This is a genomic window from Yersinia sp. J1, from assembly GCF_050586585.1.
In the GTDB taxonomy this organism is placed as follows: domain Bacteria; phylum Pseudomonadota; class Gammaproteobacteria; order Enterobacterales; family Enterobacteriaceae; genus Yersinia; species Yersinia entomophaga.
In genome coordinates this window covers 132,352-150,613 of the sequence record NZ_JBOBDP010000005.1, presented here as the reverse complement: position 1 = coordinate 150,613, position 18,262 = coordinate 132,352, and the positions used below count along the sequence as shown (strand labels likewise).

Sequence of the window (18,262 nt, the reverse complement as noted above, 5' to 3'; positions counted from 1 at the left end):
TAAGGGGAATTCTGTGAAACCTGCTGCTCGTCGCCGCGCTCGTGAGTGCGCTGTTCAAGCGATCTACTCATGGCAGTTGTCTAAAAACGACATCGCTGATGTTGAATTACAGTTCCTGTCGGAGCAGGATGTCAAAGATGTAGACATCTCCTATTTTCGCGAGTTGCTGTCCGGCGTTGCGGTGAATGTAACCGCGCTGGATGCTGCAATGGCGCCGTATCTGTCACGCCAACTCGAAGAATTAGGTCAGGTTGAAAAAGCGATTCTGCGTCTTGCGATTTTTGAACTGAGCAAACGTGATGATGTCCCTTATAAAGTGGCAATCAATGAAGCGATCGAACTGGCCAAAATTTTCGGCGCTGAAGATAGCCATAAATTCGTTAACGGCGTGCTGGACAAAGTTGCTCCAGTCGTGCGTAAACGAAAATAATCGCATTACATCAACGATATAAATTAAGGCCGGTTTCCGGCCTTAATTTATATATCGGCTAACCTTTCTGGAATTGTATTATGGCATGTGGCGAATTTGACCTCATTGCTCGCTACTTTGACCGGTTCAGGAGTAACCGCCGGGACGTGGAGTTGGGCATTGGCGATGACTGTGCGCTACTAACAGTCGGTGAACGACAACTGTTAGCGGTCAGCACAGACACCTTAGTGTCAGGCGTCCATTTCTTACCGGATATTGACCCGGCAGACTTGGGCTACAAGGCTTTAGCGGTAAACCTCAGTGATTTGGCAGCGATGGGCGCGGACCCTGCCTGGCTTTCTTTAGCACTTACCCTCCCTGATGTGAACGAATCCTGGCTACAGGCATTCAGTGACAGTCTGTTTGACCAACTCAATTACTATGGCATGCAGCTTATCGGCGGTGATACCACCAGTGGGCCGTTAAGTATGACGCTGACTATTCAAGGGCTTATTCCTGCGGGCAGGGCGTTGACCCGATCCGGCGCCAGAATTGGCGACTGGATTTATGTCAGTGGCACCTTGGGTGATAGCGCGGCTGGCTTAGCCATTCTGCAAAATCAGCTGCGGGTTGAAGATGCGAAGGATCGGGCTGAACTGATCAATCGTCATCTGCGGCCACAGCCACGGGTTCTGCAAGGGCAGGCATTGCGGGATTTGGCTAATTCAGCCATCGATATTTCCGATGGGTTGGTTTCCGATCTACAGCATATTTTGAAAGCCAGCAACTGCGGTGCACGTATCGAGCTGGACGCCCTACCTTATTCAGATGCGATGAAAAATCAGGTTGATCCTGAGCAAGCGCTGATTTGGGCACTCAGCGGCGGTGAAGATTACGAACTGTGCTTCACCGTCCCTGAAATCAATCGTGGGGCGTTAGATGTGGCGCTCAGCCACGCCGGAGCGGGCTATACTTGTATTGGTCAGATAGCTCCTTTATCCGAAGGGGTGAAGTTCTTTAGCGATGGCAAACCTGTTGACGTCGGTTTGCGCGGTTTCGATCACTTTACCAGCCAAGGCTAACCATGGATGAGGCGAAGAAACGTCTGCGATTAACCAATCCCTGGCATCTGCTGGCGACTGGTTTTGGTAGCGGTTTATCGCCGTGGGCACCGGGCACTATGGGGTCGATTGCCGCCATTCCATTTTGGTTGCTGTTGATCCAATTGCCTTGGCAACTTTACTCTCTGGTCGTGATGTTTAGCATTTGCATTGGCGTTTATGTTTGTCATCGAACCGCTAAAGATATGAAAGTTCACGATCACGGCAGTATCGTCTGGGATGAGTTTGTCGGAATGTGGATCACGTTGATGGCATTACCGGTGAATGACTGGCAGTGGGTGCTGGCGGGGTTTGTCGTTTTCCGTATTCTGGATATCTGGAAACCTTGGCCAATCCGTTGGTTTGACCGAAATCTTCATGGCGGTATGGGTATTATGGTCGACGATATCATTGCTGGCGTGGGGGCGGCGGCAGTGATTTATTTTATCGGGCACCAATGGCCTTTAGCGCTTTTTGGCTAATACCAGAACAACTCATAGCATGGCAAGTCACTAAAAAATTTAGCTTTCTTTCCGTGGTGTGGGTTAGGTTTATCTGATGAGAATATGCTAAATAGAAAAGGGCATAGCGTTTAAGCTGTGCCCTTTTGCGTGATATCAGCCCCAATTATGGGTAATGGCCGATTAAGCTAGCCAGTCTTCAATTGTCTTCTGAATACCCGCTGCGCTTAAACCAAATTCGGCGCGCATTTCATCCTGCTCACCTTGCGGAATAAAGCGATCGGGTAAACCGATATTGAGTACCGGAACTTGCTGGCGTTTTGCCATTAACAGCTCGTTAATACCACTGCCAGCGCCACCCATGATTGCATTCTCTTCCAGCGTAACCAGTAAATCGTGACGGGCTGCCATTTCTAATACCAGCTCTTCATCTAACGGCTTGATAAAGCGCATATCCACTAATGTAGCATTCAGATTTTCTGCCACCTGCTGCGCTTCAGAAAGCAATGTACCGAAGCTCAGAATTGCGACTTTTTCACCCTGACGACGCACAATACCTTTGCCGATAGGAAGAGCCTGTAATGGCTCTAAAACTGCGCCAGTACCATTCCCGCGAGGGTAGCGTACCGCCGCTGGACCGTCGTAGTGGTAGCCGGTAAATAACATCTGACGGCATTCATTTTCATTGCTTGGCGCCATGATGACCATATTAGGAATGCAGCGCATAAATGATAGATCGAAAGCGCCCTGATGGGTTTGTCCATCAGCGCCGACGATACCGCCGCGATCGATAGCGAAGAGTACCGGTAGATTAGGAATGGCCACATCGTGAATCAGCTGATCGTAAGCTCGCTGCAAGAAAGTCGAGTAGATCGCTACAACCGGTTTATAGCCACCAATCGCCAGACCGGCAGCGAAGGTCACCGCGTGTTGTTCTGCTATGGCCACATCGAAGTACTGCTGCGGGAATTCACGGGAGAACCGCACCATACCAGAGCCTTCGCGCATAGCAGGGGTAACGGCCATCAGTTGGCTGTCTTTTTCAGCCGTTTCACACAGCCAATCGCCGAATATTTTGGAATAGGTGGGTAAATCGCTTTTGCTTTTTGGCAAAGTACCTAGCGCAGGATCGAACTTAGGTACCGCATGCCAGCCGATAGGATCTTTCTCCGCTGGTGCGTAGCCTTTGCCCTTTTTGGTCATAATATGCAGAAGTTGCGGCCCTTTGAGGCTACGCATATTTTTCAGCGTTTGGGTTAAAGCTTGTACGTCGTGGCCATCAACCGGGCCGATATAATTAAAGCCGAGCTCTTCAAACAGCGTACCCGGAACCACCATACCTTTCAGATGTTCTTCAGTACGTTTGAGTAGTTCTTTAATCGGCGGCAGGCCGGAGAAGGCTCTTTTTCCTCCTTCGCGCAGCGTGGAATACAGTTTTCCGGATAATAATTGGGCCAAATGATTATTCAGCGCGCCGACGTTTTCAGAGATCGACATCTCATTGTCGTTGAGCACGACCAGCATATCCGGATTGATATCACCGGCGTGGTTCATGGCTTCAAACGCCATACCTGCGGTAATCGCGCCATCGCCAATCACACAGACGGTACGGCGGCCTTTACCCTCACGTTCGGCGGCCACGGCCATACCTAAGCCGGCACTGATAGACGTGGATGAATGCCCGACGGATAACACGTCATATTCGCTTTCATCACGCCAAGGGAAAGGATGTAAACCCTCTTTTTGACGAATGGTGGCAATACGATCGCGTCGACCGGTTAGAATCTTATGAGGATACGCCTGATGACCGACATCCCACACCAGATGGTCGAACGGCGTGTTATAGACATAGTGCAAGGCCACGGTCAGCTCAACCGTTCCCAACCCTGACGCAAAGTGGCCGCTAGAACGGCTAACAGAGTCGAGTAAATACTGTCGCAGCTCATCGCATAGCTTGGGCAGGCTTTCTTTTGGCAGTAAACGCAGTTCCTCGGGGTTCTCCGCAAGTGCCAGTGTCGGGTATTTGGCTATATCAAGACTCATTCGATGCTCATATCAGAGGTGTTTACGTAGGCTGCTGCATTACCATTCCCGGCAGGGCAGTGCCGGGATCAGAAATCGTCTGAACACCGGTGCGCTGGCGGCAGAATATTATTCTGCACGAGTAACGCCTACTGGATTAATTGTTTCTAATTATCGCGTTCAATTATAAAACTCGCTAGCGCCCGCAGTGAGGCGGTGTCATACGACATTTCAGCCAAAGCATCCAGCGCCGCCAGAGCTTCGAGATAAAGATCTCTGGCTTTGGTTTGGGCTGCTTCCAGACCCAGTAGGGCCGGATAGGTGCTTTTGCCTAACTGTTGGTCTGAACCCTGGCGTTTGCCTATTGTAGCGGTATCACCGATAACGTCTAAAATATCATCCTGAACCTGGAAGGCGAGGCCAATGGCATCGGCGTAGCGATCTAACTGTTCCAAAGCCCGATGGCCGGGTTTTCCCGCAGCCAATGAGCCCATGCGCACCGCGGTACGGATCAGCGCGCCGGTTTTATGACGATGAATTTGCTCCAGCTCCGTCAGTGAAATATGGCGCTCTTCTGCTGCCAGATCCAAGGCCTGTCCGCCACACATTCCGGCTACGCCGCTGGATTTTGCCAGTTCGGACAGCATGCTGACGCGATCCTGCATGGCGACGTCCGGCATTGGCGCATCGGCTAAAATGCTAAATGCCAGCGTTTGCAGGGCATCGCCGGCTAAAATCGCGCAGGCTTCGCCAAATTTGATATGACAAGTTGGCTGACCACGGCGCAGATCGTCATTGTCCATCGCCGGCAAATCGTCATGTATCAAAGAATAGGCGTGTATACATTCTACCGCTGCCGCTGGCGCATCCAGCGTCGAGAGCGACAAACCGAACATTTGGCCGGTGGCGTACACCAGATAAGGGCGCAGTCGTTTACCGCCCAACAACGCGCCATAACGCATTGCTTGCACTAGCTCGCTGTCGTTAAACGGCAGCGGTGCAATAAAACTCAGTAATGCATCATTAGCTCGTTGTTGATATATCGCCAACTGCTCTGTAAAAACAACGGGTTGGTTCATTTCGTTCTGATGGGACATGTTTATTCGGTATCCGGCGTAAAAGGCGTCAGCGGCGCATCGGCGTCATCACTGAGCAATATCTGAACCCGTTGTTCTGCCTGCAACAGCGTTTGCTGGCCTTGACGAGCCAACTGTATGCCGCGTTCGAATTCGTTAAGCGCATCTTCCAACGGCAGTTCACCTGACTCCAGGCGGGTCACAATTTGCTCCAGCTCGCTGAGTGAAGTCTCAAAACTGGCGCTACTTTTTACGGTAGCCTCTGGCTTATCCGTAGCTTCTGGTGATGCAGCTTTTCTAGGCATATTTTATTTTCAACGTTAAGTTGGCGTCATGGGGCCGGTGGGCCACTCTCGGTTTTGGGCTATTGTAACGAATTATGCCGAGCAAATCGTGGCGTTTGCTTCGGGTTTTATTAAGCAGATATCCACTATATGGTGATATACTCCGCGCCTTGAATATTATTGGTAAGGCAGACAGCCCGGAGTTAGCCTTAACGATAACATCGTCCATTTACTCAGTGACTCGCTATTTACCGCTGCGTCGTCCGGTCATTTTGACTCAACAGTATTGTTCTTTCGATAGCAACCTAATTCACTCATCATACTAGACAACTAAAGACCGCCATGAAGTTTATCATTAAATTGTTCCCAGAAATCACCATCAAGAGTCAAACTGTGCGTTTGCGCTTCATTAAGATTCTTACTACCAATATTCGCAACGTGTTGAAACACCTTGATGACTCGCTGGCGGTGGTTCGTCACTGGGATCATATTGAAGTGCGTACCAAAGATGAAAATCTTGGCCCCGCGATCTGTGACGCTCTAACCCGAATTCCCGGTATTCACCATATTTTGGAAGTGGAAGACCGTAGTTACACCGATCTACACGATATTTTCGAGCAAACGCTGGAAGCTTATCGTGACACGCTGGTGGGCAAGACCTTCTGCGTGCGGGTAAAACGCCGTGGTAAGCACGAGTTCAGTTCCGGCGAAGCAGAGCGCTACGTCGGCGGCGGTCTGAACCAGCATATTGAGACGGCTAAAGTGAAACTGACTGCGCCTCAGGTCACGGTCAATCTGGAAATCGATCAAGATAAACTGGTGCTGATCAAAGCTCGTCACGAAGGTTTGGGCGGTTTCCCTATTGGTACGCAGGAAGATGTTTTATCACTGATTTCTGGCGGTTTTGATTCCGGCGTGTCCAGCTATATGTTGATGCGCCGCGGCTGTCGGGTACATTACTGCTTCTTCAATCTTGGCGGTTCAGCTCATGAAATTGGCGTAAAACAGGTGGCTCATTATCTGTGGAACCGCTTCGGTAGCTCTCACAAAGTTCGTTTTGTGGCGATCGATTTTGAACCTGTGGTTGGGGAAATCCTGGAGAAAGTCGAAGACGGTCAGATGGGCGTAGTGCTGAAGCGCATGATGGTGCGAGCGGCTTCTCAGGTCGCGGAGCGCTATGGCGTGCAGGCGTTGGTAACCGGTGAGGCGCTGGGGCAGGTTTCCAGCCAGACGTTGACCAACCTGCGGTTGATCGATAACGCATCTGACACGCTGATTCTGCGCCCGCTGATTTCCCATGATAAAGAACACATTATCAATTTGGCGCGCGAGATCGGTACCGAAGACTTTGCCAAAACCATGCCGGAATACTGTGGTGTGATTTCTAAAAGCCCAACGGTTAAAGCGGTGAAAGCTAAAATAGAGGAAGAAGAGTCGCACTTTGATTTCTCAATTCTCGATCGTGTAGTGAGCGAAGCGAAAAACGTGGATATCCGCACTATCGCCGAGCAAAGCCGCGAACAGGTGGCTGAAGTAGAAACCGTAGCAGAACTGGCTGATACCGATGTGGTGCTGGATATTCGCGCGCCGGATGAGCAGGAAGAGAAGCCGTTGGTTTTGGCTCCGGTAGAAGTACGGACCTTGCCTTTCTATAAGTTAAGCACTCAGTTTGGCGATCTGGATCAGAGCAAAACCTATTTGCTGTACTGTGAGCGTGGCGTGATGAGCCGTTTGCAGGCGCTATATCTGCGTGAGCAGGGCTACAAGAACGTAAAAGTTTATCGTCCATAACTGAGACGGTATCTGATTCTGAAAGGGCGCTAATGCGCCCTTTGTTATTTCCGAAAGCTAATAGCGATAGTCTTTTTTATCGATGCCGTATTTCTTCATCCGTAGATAGAGCTTTTTGCGCGGTACTTGCAAATACTCTGCTACGTCGTTAATTCTTCCCTGATGGATATTTAGCGCCTCATTAATTATCTTCAGCTCATACTGTTCAATTCGTTCATCCAACGGGCCACAGTCAGTTTCAGTCACCCATTCCATGCTGGTTTCGGTCAATGGCATCACGCCAACGGCAAATAATTCTGCCGCGTTTAATAACTCTCGAATATTTCCCGGCCACGGACGGCGACACAACCTTTTTACGAAAGCCTCACTCAGCTGTGGCTGCTGGCGATCCAGACGTTTACAGGCATTTTCCAGATAATGGCGGAATAGTACCTCAATATCGCCAGGGCGCTTTGCCAAGGGTAAACACTCAATATGGCTAAGAGAAAATCGATAGTAGAGTTCGGGAACCAGCAATTGCTGAGCGGCCAACTGTGCAGGTAAGGAGTTGCTCAAAGCAATTAAACGGAAATGACATTCTTCAGGGTTTTGCAGTTGCGCCAAAGCACGCTGTTGCTGGCTGGCGAGCCGTTCAATGTTTTTTACTACCAATGTACCGTTCTGTACCTGATTGATGTAACTATTGAGGTCGATATTCTCATCGCTGGTAGGATCGATGATGATCAACGGATTATTGCGGCGTTGGCTCAGTTGGTGCAGATAGCGTGCCGCCAGAGAGCGGCCGGTTCCCAGCTCACCGTAAAAAAATACCGGCACATCAATATCGGCCAGCATCTGCAGGCGTTCTCTTAGTTGCCGAACCCAACCGCTGTTGCCCAACAGATGTTCGCTAAGCTGCTCCCGCTGCCAGTGACGACGAGCAATCAGAGCCTGTCTATCTGCCAGCGCCAGCTGAACGCATTGCAGTAATTTTTCCGGATTGACTGGTTTTTCCAGAAAGTTATAGGCACCTTTTTTCACCGCCTCCACCGCCATGGGAACATCGCCGTGGCCGGAGATCAGCAATATCGGCAGATGACGATCTTTGGCGAGCAAAATTTCCAGCAGAGCCATGCCGGAAAGGTTTGGCATACAGACATCGCTGATGACCATACCCTGCCAATCGGTGGTAATAAGTTCTGCTGCCGCCTGCGGTGAGCTGTATGCCGCTACCTGATAACCTTCTTGCGTCAGGATCTGGCAATAGGCGTCCAGCACATCAATATCGTCATCAATCAGTAAAATTTGCTGTTCATCAGTTAACATGGCTCAGACTCCTGAATTGCAATATCACCATTCCGTGGTGGTCTAATGTTGACGCCAACCGCAGCTCTCCTGCGCACTGCTCCATAATGGACTGGCTAATCGATAGACCGATACCCAGTCCCACTTCTTTGCTGGTCGTAAAAGGTTTAAGCAATCGATCCGCCAGCGCTAGCGGCCAGCCCTGACCATTATCTCGCAGAGTCAGCAATAGATTTTCTGCCTGTTGTTCGAAAGAAACCTCAATGATTGGCGGATGTTGAGCGCTGGCTTCTAGCGCGTTGGTCAATAAGTTGACCAACACTTGCTGAATACGAATATCGTCGCCGTATACCAAAGGGAAACTTTCTGGCTGGATGAACCGCGCCTTGAGTGGACGATGACGCAAGGATAAAAGATCCCAGGCCGCATCCAGATTGGCTCGTAGATCGATGGGGTGTAACTGTTGATGTGCATCGCTGCGACGGGAGAATTGTCGTAGCTGCTTAATAATATTCACAATACGCAGAATCAAACCGCGCATTTTATCCAGATTGGCCTCCAGCATGGCGTTATCGCCGTTTTTAAGCGCTTTTTCACTGCTGAATAAATACAGCGACAGGGCATTGAGAGGCTGATTTACCTCATGAGCAAGGGTGGTCATCGTCTGCCCGACTACCGCCAGTTTAGCCGCCTGAATCAGTTCATCTTGCGCAGTACGTAAATCCTTCTCAATGAGCCGTCTTTCATCAATCTCTTGTTTAAGCTGATTTTTTTGCTGATTAATCTGGCCGATGGTGCGGCGCAGTAATCCAGCAATTCGCCCCAGTTCGTCCCCTCCGTAGACCGGAATAGTTGTATCCAGTTCGCCGCAGCCTAAACGCGCTACCGATTGATTTAACAGGGTAAAGCGTTTGATCAAGCGTGAGCGAATATAGAAATGATTGAGCGTAAAGGCAAACAGCAGAGCCAGGAGGGTTGCGACAATAATCAGCAGGCCGCTGATGCCCATAATATCGCCGAGGCGTTGATTGAAGGTTTGTAACTGCTGGTGGCTGTTGCCCAACTGGTTTTCAATCTGACTGCGAAAGCGAGTGAGGGTTTGCTCTTTCGCATTCACGGTTTCCTCCAGCAATGCCAGCGCCGTTGCCCGTTCTTGCAAAATAGCCGGCATTTTTAGCTCTGCGGTGCCTAAATTGAGCAATTCATCGATAGTCTGGCGCAGAGTGATGGTGCTGGGATGTTTTGCCAACGATTGCATGTTGGATTCCGCAGTTTGCTTTAGGTAGCTCAGGTAACGAATGTGATTATTCAGGCTATCAATATTCGGATTGGCCAGCTGTTCGCGCAGATCGTCAACCACCTGAGTTTCAATGTGCGCAAGGGCGTAAACCAGCTGTAATTCATCCTGAACATTGCGCAGCGTACTTTGCAACTGGTGATTTTTTTCCAGACTGGTTTTCTGCGTTAATTGATCGATGAGCGAGCCTTGCTGCCAGCTAATATCCTGAGAAAGCGACGTTAGCTCGGTATTGAAATCATCGTGAAGCCAGTTAATCCGTGCTGCGAGCTCGGTGATCTTTTCTCTGGCGAGGAAATTACTGTATAGCGCACTATCCAATCGAGAAAGCAGTTCCCGACTTCGGGTCAACGTCGTTGCCAACTGGCGCTGGCTGTCCGGTGTCAGACGTCGGCTGGCCATTTCGATGGTATCCAGCCGATGAGCAATCTGATCGCGCATTTGAATACGCGCCGTTGTGTTGGGGGCATGCTGGAATTCATTCAATTCCTGAATGAGTGCATTCAGATTTTCTTCCAGCTGAAAGGACGCCTGAATTTTAGGAAAGTAATCATCCAGCGCATAGCGAATCTGGCTACTTTGGGCGTGCCATGAATACAAACTGACGGCGCTGACAAACAGAGTCAGTATTGCACCAAAGGCAAATGCCCAGCGCAAAATAGAGCTGATAGTGATGCGATAGAAAAGCGGGTTCATTTCAGCGATTCCAACTGTTGGATCGCCAAATGCTGCTGTTTTTGGAAGAACTGTTGCCAAATCATTAGCTCTGACTCCATTGCGTTATCCGGCCCCTGGTTAAAGCGTTGCAGATAATCCATATCCACAGCCTGTTGCGGAGTGACGGGTACGGCGGTCAGCAATGCCCGGATTTCCGGCAGAGGGCGTTTTAGACGAGCTTCGGCGCTGTGCAAAGCTTTCCACGCATCCTGTAGCTGGTGCAGGCGGAAAGTGATCGCGGTATCAAACAATTGCTGCACGAGTTTCTGCCGTTGCAGGATCTGGCGATAATCCAGCGGCGTTTGCTGTAATAAGCGCTGTTGCTGTTTGGCGCGCGGATCTTCAACGGGTAACGGGGAAACTGGATACTTGCCGGTATCGGTATCTGAAAGTGCTTTTTGCCCGCTGTCACTCAGTAGAAAATTGATGAAACGGGCGGCGTCGGTTTGGCGCGAGCTGCCTTTCGTCATGGCGATAAAAGTCGGTGAAGCGCCGCTTTCAGGAAAGTAACTGAAACTGAGCTGCGGGTCTTTTAGCAACAGAGTGGCGTAATTATCGATAATGGGGCCGGCAAGGCCGAGTCCGGTTTTGATTTTATTGGAAACGCCAAAACTGCGGGAAGAAATTGTGGCCAGATTACCGGAAATTTCCAGCAGGGTTTCCCAGCCTTGCTGCCAGCCCCGTTGCTGTAGCAATGTTTCTATCATCAAATGGTTAGTGTCGGAGCGAGAAGGGCTGCTCATTAAAATCATCCCTTGATAGCGGGCGTCTTTTAATCCGTCCCAGGTGACCGGCGTGGGTAAATGCTTTTCTTTTAAGCGTGCGCTATTGGCCAGAATGCCATAGCCGGAAATGGCTACCGCCGCCGTGGAGCTGCGGATGGATTCTGGAACGCGTTGCTGATTATGTACTGCCAGCGTAGGCAAGGTAGCCAAACGCTGATGATCCTGCAAATGCTGCATCAACATCGGGGATGAGGTCAGCACCAAATCGATATTTTCCCCCATTGGCGTATCCAGTAAACGCTCTAGGGAAGAGCTAGTGCGATTTAGCGTTCGAATAGAAACTGCCTGCGGCTGTTTATGCCATTGCGCAATGATATGCGCGGTAGCTTCGGGGGAGAAGGTGGTGGCAATAACCAATTCATTAGCGTAACTCGCGGGAGCTAAACTCAGGGCAATAATTAGGTTCAAGAGAATGTTGCGTAAACTTTGCATCTATTTATTCGCCCCGGTTAATGTGTGATTAATATCAAATAAATAACAAATAAATATATTTATAGCGATGGCCGGATTGTTCCAATTTGTCCCATTTTTGTCTTTTTTAACGCGTAAAAATAAAGAAAGACAAAAATGAGTTAATTTTGACTCATAAATTTTGGGTTGTTGTGTCAATTTTGAAACATATCCCTTAGGTTGCACCAATTCGTCAGTCGCTGCATGCTGACTGCGAAACATAATGACGCAGTGGCGCTGGGATTATCAACTGCTTTGTAGTATCAGACACTTTATTTTATTCAGACAATGTCTGCGATAACAGACTTATTGGCTTCAACGCCAGGGAAATCCATTTTTCTAAATAACAATTTAATAATAAATCTTTAAGGTGAACTATGCTCTCATTTATGAAACCCAAGATAGCAACCCATAAAGTTCCCGACGATAAAGTAATAGCTACATATAATCGTTATCGGGTTCAGGCGTTGTTCAGTATATTTATTGGTTACCTTTCCTACTATATTGTGCGGAATAACTTCACGCTTTCTACACCTTATTTAAAAGAACAATTGCACTTAAGCGCCACGGAAATTGGCATGCTAAGTAGCTGTATGTTAATTGCCTACGGTATTAGTAAAGGCATCATGAGTAGTTTGGCGGATAAGGCCAATCCCAAAGTTTATATGGCAATGGGTTTGCTACTGTGCGCCTTGGTCAATGTAGGATTGGGGTTTAGCGGCGCATTCTGGCTGTTTGCCGTATTAGTCATCTTTAACGGTTTCTTCCAGGGAATGGGAGTCGGGCCTTCCTTTATTACTATCGCCAACTGGTTCCCGCGTCGTGAGCGTGGCCGGGTGGGGGCTATCTGGAATATTTCCCATAATGTAGGCGGCGGCGTGGTCGCACCTATCGTCGGCGGCGCATTCGCAATTTTAGGCAGTGAGCACTGGCAAACCGCTAGCTATATCGTGCCTGCCATTATTGCGGTGATTTTGGGGTCAATGGTATTGCTGTTGGGCAAAGGTTCTCCGGTTAGTGAAGGCTTACCTCCGTTACAGGAAATCATGCCGGAAGCCTTGGTGATTGAGCCAGTTAAAGCCGGGCAGAAAGCACCGGAAAATATGTCTGCATTCCAGATTTTCTGTACTTATGTACTGAAAAACAAGCATGCCTGGTACGTGTCTTTCGTAGATGTTTTCGTTTATATGGTGCGTTTCGGTATGATCAGTTGGCTACCGATTTATCTGTTGACTGAAAAACACTTCACCAAGGGCGAAATGAGCGTGGCTTTCCTGTTCTTTGAATGGGCGGCAATCCCTTCTACGTTATTGGCCGGTTGGTTATCGGATAAATTCTTCCGCGGCCGTAGAATGCCGTTGGCGATGATTTGTATGGTGATGATCTTTATCTGCCTGATCGGTTACTGGCAGTGTGATTCCCTACTGATGGTGACTTTCTTTGCGGCTATCGTCGGTTGTCTGATTTATGTGCCTCAGTTCCTGGCTTCAGTGCAGACCATGGAAATCGTACCGAGCTTCGCCGTAGGGTCAGCGGTGGGCTTACGCGGCTTTATGAGCTATATCCTTGGAGCCAGTTTGGGTACCAGCCTGTTTGGCGTAATGGTCGATAGAGTGGGTTGGCACGGCGGGTTCTACTTGCTGATGGGGGGGATTATTTGCTGCATTATCTTCTGCTATCTGTCCCATCGCGGCGTGCTGGAACTGGAGCGGGAACGCAAAGATCAGCAGGTACGTTTAGATAAAGAAGCATTAGCTTAATCTTAGGGTTAAAACAGCCGTTCAGCGTCGAACGGCTGCGATATGAATCAGTTACGGTAATTAAAGATGCCCGGCGGCAGAATAAGCTGACGGGCGACTTCCTCAGCTTTTTCCCTTCCCAATAATAAAAAGATGATTTTTAATGCAAAGTCGATAGAGGTTGCCGGCCCTTGGCTCGTAACCAGATTGACTCTACGATCGTAGACCACTCGCTGATCCATCCATTTATTCGGTGAAATTTTATCTTTCAAGCCGGGATAACCGGTCATATTCCCGATGGGGAATAGGTTATGGTGTTCTAACACCAAAGCCGGTGCCGCGCAAATGGCTGCGACCAGATGGCCTTCATTATGAGTTTGCCGCACTTTTTCGACCAGCAGCGGGCTATCACGGAAACATTCTGCCCCTTTTATTCCGCCGGGTAATACCACTACGTCAAATTGTTGATCGGCCACATCGACCAGACGCGTATCTGCCACCAGTTTTACACCGCGAGAGCAAGTAATTACTAACTCTCCATCACCGGCTACGCTTGCGGTCGTCACTTCAAAGCCGCCACGTACCAGCACATCAATGGTGGTGACCGCTTCGGTTTCTTCACTCCCAGGTGCCAGGCAAACCAGTGCCGATACGCTCATACACATTTTCCTTTCGTTTAATCGAATCGTACAGGCGTGAATTTTCCGGCAGCGTCATGCCGTGACTGCGCGCCCGACGTAGTAAATAGCCGGTGATATAGTCGATCTCTGTATGTCTCTGCGCACGTAAATCCTGAAGCATGGAGGAGACGTTATCAGCCGTACTTTGAATCACTTCCTGCACATAATAAAGCAGGCTTTCGGTGGAGGTATGGAAACCTTCCATTTCCATTACATCGGCAATTTCTGCGCATAATCGCGTTACCAGCTCAGGATAACGCTGTAGGTCACCGTTTCGGCACTCATACAGGCCGGTAAGAGGATTGATAACGCAGTTGACCGCCAGCTTATGCCAGCAGGCGGAGGAAATATCATTGTGCCATGCGACGTCCGGCAGGGCGTGGTGCAGTATATCCGCCAGATAACTGACATCTTTGCCGGGGGCAATCGCGGGGCCAATATGAGATATGCCGCCGGCAACGTGGATAATGGTATTGCCGTCAGGTCGCGCTGCATGAGTCGTTACGCCGTGCAGGAAAGTATTTACCGCGTCCGGTAACTCTTCCTGCGTACCCATTCCGTTATGCAAGAGCAAAACCGTGCAATCCGGATTGAGTTTAGGCAGTAGGGTGGTTACCGCGCTGGAAACTTGCCAAGCTTTCAAACATACCAGCAGTAACTCGCTTTCTGCTAAATGCTGCGGATCGTTGGTGGGCAGATTTTGATTGAATTCGTCACCTTCAAGGGTGATGACATTCACCGAACAGTAGGGTTGAGGCACTCGCAACCAACCCTGAACATCATGGCCTTGTTGGTACAGAGCCGATAACCAAAGCTGCCCGAGCGCACCGCAACCAAGAACCGTAATCTTCATAACTCTCTCCCTGGTGTAAACGGAAAACGCGCTAAATATTTATAAGTGTTATGCTTGGATTATAGACTTTTTCTTCATTAAACGCTGAGTTAGCTACGTTCTGTGGCGAAAATGCGAACAGCCAGCGGCTTGATTTTGTCTACGACGATAAAGCGGTTATTATGCTTGCCATTCATCTTATATGGAGGAGGGAATATGCCATCTTTCGACATCGTTTCTGAAATTGATATGCAGGAAGTGCGTAACGCAGTAGAAAACGCCACCCGCGATCTGGCAAACCGTTGGGATTTTCGTAACGTCCCAGCTAGTTTTGAATTAAATGAGAAAAACGAAAGTATTAAAGTTGCCAGCGAATCTGATTTTCAGGTGGAGCAGTTGCTCGATATTCTACGGGCGCAACTGAGCAAACGTGGCATCGAAGGTGCGGCGCTGGAGATTCCGGAAGAAATGGATCGCAGCGGCAAAACCTACAGCGTGGATGCCAAGCTGAAGCAGGGCATTGAAAGCGCGCAGGCCAAGAAGCTGGTTAAGTTGATCAAAGACAGCAAGCTGAAAGTGCAGGCGCAGATTCAGGGTGAACAGGTTCGCGTAACCGGTAAAGCGCGTGACGATCTGCAAAGCGTAATGGCACTGGTTCGCGGTGCAGATTTGGGGCAACCGTTCCAGTTCAATAACTTCCGCGACTAAGCTCAAAGTCTGATTGCTGATAACAGTAATAAAGGCTGCTGATTGATAAAGAGGAACAAATGCCCATTTACAGCTTTTGTTCCTCATCTCATCATCGATGCTTCTTACACAGCGTTAACCAGTTGTTCTAACTGATATCGGTTCGTTTTCTTGATATCTACTTTCACATAAGCGCTGCGTTCTACCGCTACGACTATCGCTTCGGTCACGCCTGGCTGCGCTTTAATTTTATGTTCCAAGGCCGAATCTTTAGCCGCTAATTCGGACAGCGTGATGCGTAAGCTACTGACATAAGGCGGTTCCTGCATCGTTGCGCTAACGGCAAACCACACCAAAGCAATGACCGAACCGGCGATAAACACCACTCCCGCACCGTCGAGCCCGAATAACCAACCGCCCAAACTGCCGCCAATGGCTACGCCGATAAACTGGCTGGTAGAGTAAATTCCCATCGCCGTACCTTTATAGCCAGCGGGAGACTCCTTGCTAATCAACGAAGGCAAAATTGCCTCCATCACATTGAAGGCAATAAAGAAGAGTTGCACACCAGCGATAATGCCCCACAGGTGTTCACCGGATGCCCACATCACTACTTCGGCGATCAGCAATACGGCCACACAGCCCATAAACACCTGTTTCATCCGGCGTTTGACTTCGGCATAAATAATAAATGGTACTACCGCCGCGAAGGAAACCAGCATTGTCACCAGATAAACCTTCCAATGCTGTTCGGGCAGTAAGCCCGCTTTGGCCATGGCCTGAGGCAGGGCGACAAAGCTCGACATCAACAGAATATGCAGGCACATAATGCCGAAATTAAGTTTTAGCAACCGGCTGTTTTTCAATACTTTACTGACGCTGCCTTTTACTATGCTGGATTCGCGATTTAATACATGGGTATCCGCAGAAGGCACCACTGCCAACGTGATAACGATGCCCAGTAACGCCAGTACCGCTATGCCCCAAAATAGTGCATTCAGGCCATAGGCGTGAGTGACGATTGGACCCAGGACCATCGCAATAGCGAAAGTAATACCGAAGCTAACGCCAATAAATGCCATGGCTTTAGTACGATTTTGTTCGCGAGTCAGATCCGAAAGCAAAGCCATCACTGCGGCGGCAATAGCACCAGAACCTTGTAATGCCCTGCCGAGGATAATGCCCCAAATAGAATCGCTCATGGCAGCAATCACGCTACCCAGCGCAAAAATCAGTAACCCGCCAACGATCAAAGGCTTACGGCCAATACGGTCGGATATTAATCCGAAAGGAATCTGGAATATTGCCTGAGCCAGACCGTAGATACCGATAGCAATACCGATCAGTGCTTCACTGGCTCCGGCCAAAGCCATGCCATAGGTGGTGATCACCGGCAGCACCATGAACATCCCGAGCATGCGCAGTGAAAAAACCGTTCCCAGCCCCCAGGTTGCCCGGAGCTCTAACGGAGTCATTTTGTTATCGTTCATTACCACCTCAAAAAAACTTATTGCACTATTGTAATGATTTTAGTGCCAACCGGTAAATCTATTGATGTTTAGAATATATTACAGCCAGAGTGGGTATCTTCCGGAAAAATAGAGTTTATCAGACGGTTGATAGGTGTATTCAAAACGAGAGGAATATACAGTCTGATGGCAAAATCAGGTATGAATAAAACAGGGTAGGGTAGAAAAGAGGAAGCGACCGGCTGGAAACCAGCGAGGCCGCTTCATGGAACTTTCGGTGTGCTTACCCGACGTAAGTCAGTAATGCAGCAGATGACGGAACGTTGAAGTCTACAGACATCATTACACTCAATGAAGTAATCGCAATGATTGAGAATACGAAGAGTTTTCTCGCCCATACGCTGTCATTCGTTGCTTTGTAGCCACGCAGAGCCATTCCCAACCACCAGACGCTGACTGCCGCTGCGACTACCAGATATTTATATCCGGCGTAGCCGCTGAGAGTCAGCATCAGTGTTGCTACCATAAATGCCAGAATATACAGGGTGATATGGTTTTTGGTGACCGATATCCCTTTTATAACTGGCAATACCGGAATATTCGCCGCTTGGTAATCTTTAAAGCGGAATATGGCGATCGCGTATGAATGCGGCATCTGCCAGATGCTGAAGATCAATAACAGGATCAATGCGCCGGTATCAAACTGGCCTGTCACCGCGCAGTAGCCGATAACCGGCGGAGCCGCACCGGACAAGCTGCCTATCAAAGTGCCGTATACCGACTTACGCTTCATGTAGAGGCTGTAAACCCCGACATAGATAATGAAACCTATGACGGCCAGTGCCATTGCTAACACATTGGCCGCCACATAAAGCAACAGCATGCCCGCAATACCCAGTACCGATGCATAAATCAGGGTTATCTTCGGTTCGATAAGGCCTTTTACCAAGGCCCGGTTCTTCGTTCTCTCCATGATGCAGTCGATATCACGGTCGATATAGTTGTTAAATACACACCCGGAGGCAACAACTAACGAAACACCGATTAGCGTGGCGAGAAAAAGGGGGTAATCAATATCGCCTTTAGAGGCGAGGAGGAATCCCCCAACGACAGAAATTAAATTGCCGAAAATAATTCCTGGTTTAGTTACTTGCAGGTATTGCTTAATCATCACATGCA

General features: G+C 49.2%; 16 protein-coding genes. 6 read left to right on the top strand and 10 right to left on the bottom strand.

Annotated features, from left to right (window positions below; translation table 11 throughout):
* The first annotated feature begins 13 nt into the window (after positions 1 to 13).
* The 3 genes from nusB to pgpA all read left to right on the top strand — a co-directional run bounded on the left by nusB (position 14) and on the right by pgpA (position 1,991).
* Complete coding sequence (gene nusB / locus ACQ4OC_RS10515; protein WP_049598505.1) at positions 14 to 430, top strand: transcription antitermination factor NusB; 417 nt, start codon at positions 14 to 16, stop codon at positions 428 to 430.
* Positions 431 to 510: 80 nt separating this feature from the next.
* On the top strand, positions 511 to 1,491 hold the full coding sequence (thiL, locus tag ACQ4OC_RS10510) for a thiamine-phosphate kinase (protein ID WP_120806369.1): 981 nt from the start codon (positions 511 to 513) through the stop codon (positions 1,489 to 1,491).
* A 2-nt stretch (positions 1,492 to 1,493) separates the two neighbouring features.
* A complete protein-coding gene (gene pgpA, locus ACQ4OC_RS10505) occupies positions 1,494 to 1,991 on the top strand; it encodes a phosphatidylglycerophosphatase A (RefSeq protein ID WP_120806370.1) in 498 nt (165 codons plus the stop codon).
* Positions 1,992 to 2,153: 162 nt separating this feature from the next.
* Here pgpA and dxs read toward each other — a convergent pair whose 3' ends face one another.
* From dxs to xseB, 3 genes are all read right to left on the bottom strand, one after another.
* Positions 2,154 to 4,013 carry a 1-deoxy-D-xylulose-5-phosphate synthase gene (dxs, locus tag ACQ4OC_RS10500; RefSeq protein WP_064512208.1) on the bottom strand — a complete coding sequence of 620 codons (1,860 nt, stop codon included), beginning with the start codon at positions 4,011 to 4,013 and terminating at the stop codon, positions 2,154 to 2,156.
* A 146-nt stretch (positions 4,014 to 4,159) separates the two neighbouring features.
* Positions 4,160 to 5,071, bottom strand: coding sequence for a (2E,6E)-farnesyl diphosphate synthase (ispA, locus tag ACQ4OC_RS10495; RefSeq protein WP_430971166.1), 912 nt, complete (start codon positions 5,069 to 5,071; stop codon positions 4,160 to 4,162).
* Between the two features lie 20 nt (positions 5,072 to 5,091).
* Complete coding sequence (gene xseB / locus ACQ4OC_RS10490) at positions 5,092 to 5,373, bottom strand: exodeoxyribonuclease VII small subunit (RefSeq protein WP_430971154.1); 282 nt, start codon at positions 5,371 to 5,373, stop codon at positions 5,092 to 5,094.
* Positions 5,374 to 5,694: 321 nt separating this feature from the next.
* Here xseB and thiI point away from each other — a divergent pair, with 321 nt between their 5' ends.
* The gene (thiI, locus tag ACQ4OC_RS10485) at positions 5,695 to 7,143 is read left to right on the top strand and encodes a tRNA uracil 4-sulfurtransferase ThiI (protein WP_064512213.1); all 1,449 of its coding nucleotides are present in this window, start codon (positions 5,695 to 5,697) and stop codon (positions 7,141 to 7,143) included.
* A gap of 57 nt (positions 7,144 to 7,200) precedes the next feature.
* Here thiI and pgtA read toward each other — a convergent pair whose 3' ends face one another.
* The 3 genes from pgtA to ACQ4OC_RS10470 are packed head-to-tail and all read right to left on the bottom strand — an operon-like array spanning position 7,201 to position 11,658.
* Entirely contained in the window at positions 7,201 to 8,448 is a 1,248-nt protein-coding gene (pgtA, locus tag ACQ4OC_RS10480; protein WP_120806374.1) for a two-component system response regulator PgtA, read from the bottom strand.
* Positions 8,438 to 10,420, bottom strand: coding sequence for a two-component system sensor histidine kinase PgtB (pgtB, locus tag ACQ4OC_RS10475; protein ID WP_064512217.1), 1,983 nt, complete (start codon positions 10,418 to 10,420; stop codon positions 8,438 to 8,440). Before pgtB ends, pgtA begins: the two co-directional genes overlap by 11 nt.
* Positions 10,417 to 11,658 (bottom strand): ABC transporter substrate-binding protein, encoded by a 1,242-nt coding sequence (locus tag ACQ4OC_RS10470; protein ID WP_084414257.1) that lies wholly within the window; start codon positions 11,656 to 11,658, stop codon positions 10,417 to 10,419. Before ACQ4OC_RS10470 ends, pgtB begins: the two co-directional genes overlap by 4 nt.
* Positions 11,659 to 12,053: 395 nt before the next feature.
* On the opposite strand from ACQ4OC_RS10470, the gene pgtP reads away from it, so the two are divergent.
* Positions 12,054 to 13,436 carry a phosphoglycerate transporter PgtP gene (gene pgtP, locus ACQ4OC_RS10465; RefSeq protein ID WP_064512222.1) on the top strand — a complete coding sequence of 461 codons (1,383 nt, stop codon included), beginning with the start codon at positions 12,054 to 12,056 and terminating at the stop codon, positions 13,434 to 13,436.
* 47 nt (positions 13,437 to 13,483) lie between these two features.
* Here pgtP and yajL read toward each other — a convergent pair whose 3' ends face one another.
* Together yajL and panE are read right to left on the bottom strand one after the other, a co-directional pair.
* Positions 13,484 to 14,074 (bottom strand): protein deglycase YajL, encoded by a 591-nt coding sequence (yajL, locus tag ACQ4OC_RS10460; RefSeq protein ID WP_064512224.1) that lies wholly within the window; start codon positions 14,072 to 14,074, stop codon positions 13,484 to 13,486.
* The gene (gene panE, locus ACQ4OC_RS10455; protein ID WP_064512225.1) at positions 14,034 to 14,948 is read right to left on the bottom strand and encodes a 2-dehydropantoate 2-reductase; all 915 of its coding nucleotides are present in this window, start codon (positions 14,946 to 14,948) and stop codon (positions 14,034 to 14,036) included. Before panE ends, yajL begins: the two co-directional genes overlap by 41 nt.
* 195 nt (positions 14,949 to 15,143) lie before the next feature.
* Between panE and ACQ4OC_RS10450 the strand changes: the two genes are divergently transcribed.
* The gene (locus ACQ4OC_RS10450; RefSeq protein WP_064512227.1) at positions 15,144 to 15,635 is read left to right on the top strand and encodes a YajQ family cyclic di-GMP-binding protein; all 492 of its coding nucleotides are present in this window, start codon (positions 15,144 to 15,146) and stop codon (positions 15,633 to 15,635) included.
* 104 nt (positions 15,636 to 15,739) lie between these two features.
* Here ACQ4OC_RS10450 and ACQ4OC_RS10445 read toward each other — a convergent pair whose 3' ends face one another.
* Together ACQ4OC_RS10445 and cyoE are read right to left on the bottom strand one after the other, a co-directional pair.
* Positions 15,740 to 17,104 carry an MFS transporter gene (locus ACQ4OC_RS10445; RefSeq protein ID WP_430971153.1) on the bottom strand — a complete coding sequence of 455 codons (1,365 nt, stop codon included), beginning with the start codon at positions 17,102 to 17,104 and terminating at the stop codon, positions 15,740 to 15,742.
* Positions 17,105 to 17,366: 262 nt separating this feature from the next.
* Positions 17,367 to 18,254, bottom strand: a complete 888-nt coding sequence (gene cyoE, locus ACQ4OC_RS10440; protein WP_064512231.1) for a heme o synthase — start codon at positions 18,252 to 18,254, stop codon at positions 17,367 to 17,369.
* Positions 18,255 to 18,262 lie beyond the last annotated feature (8 nt).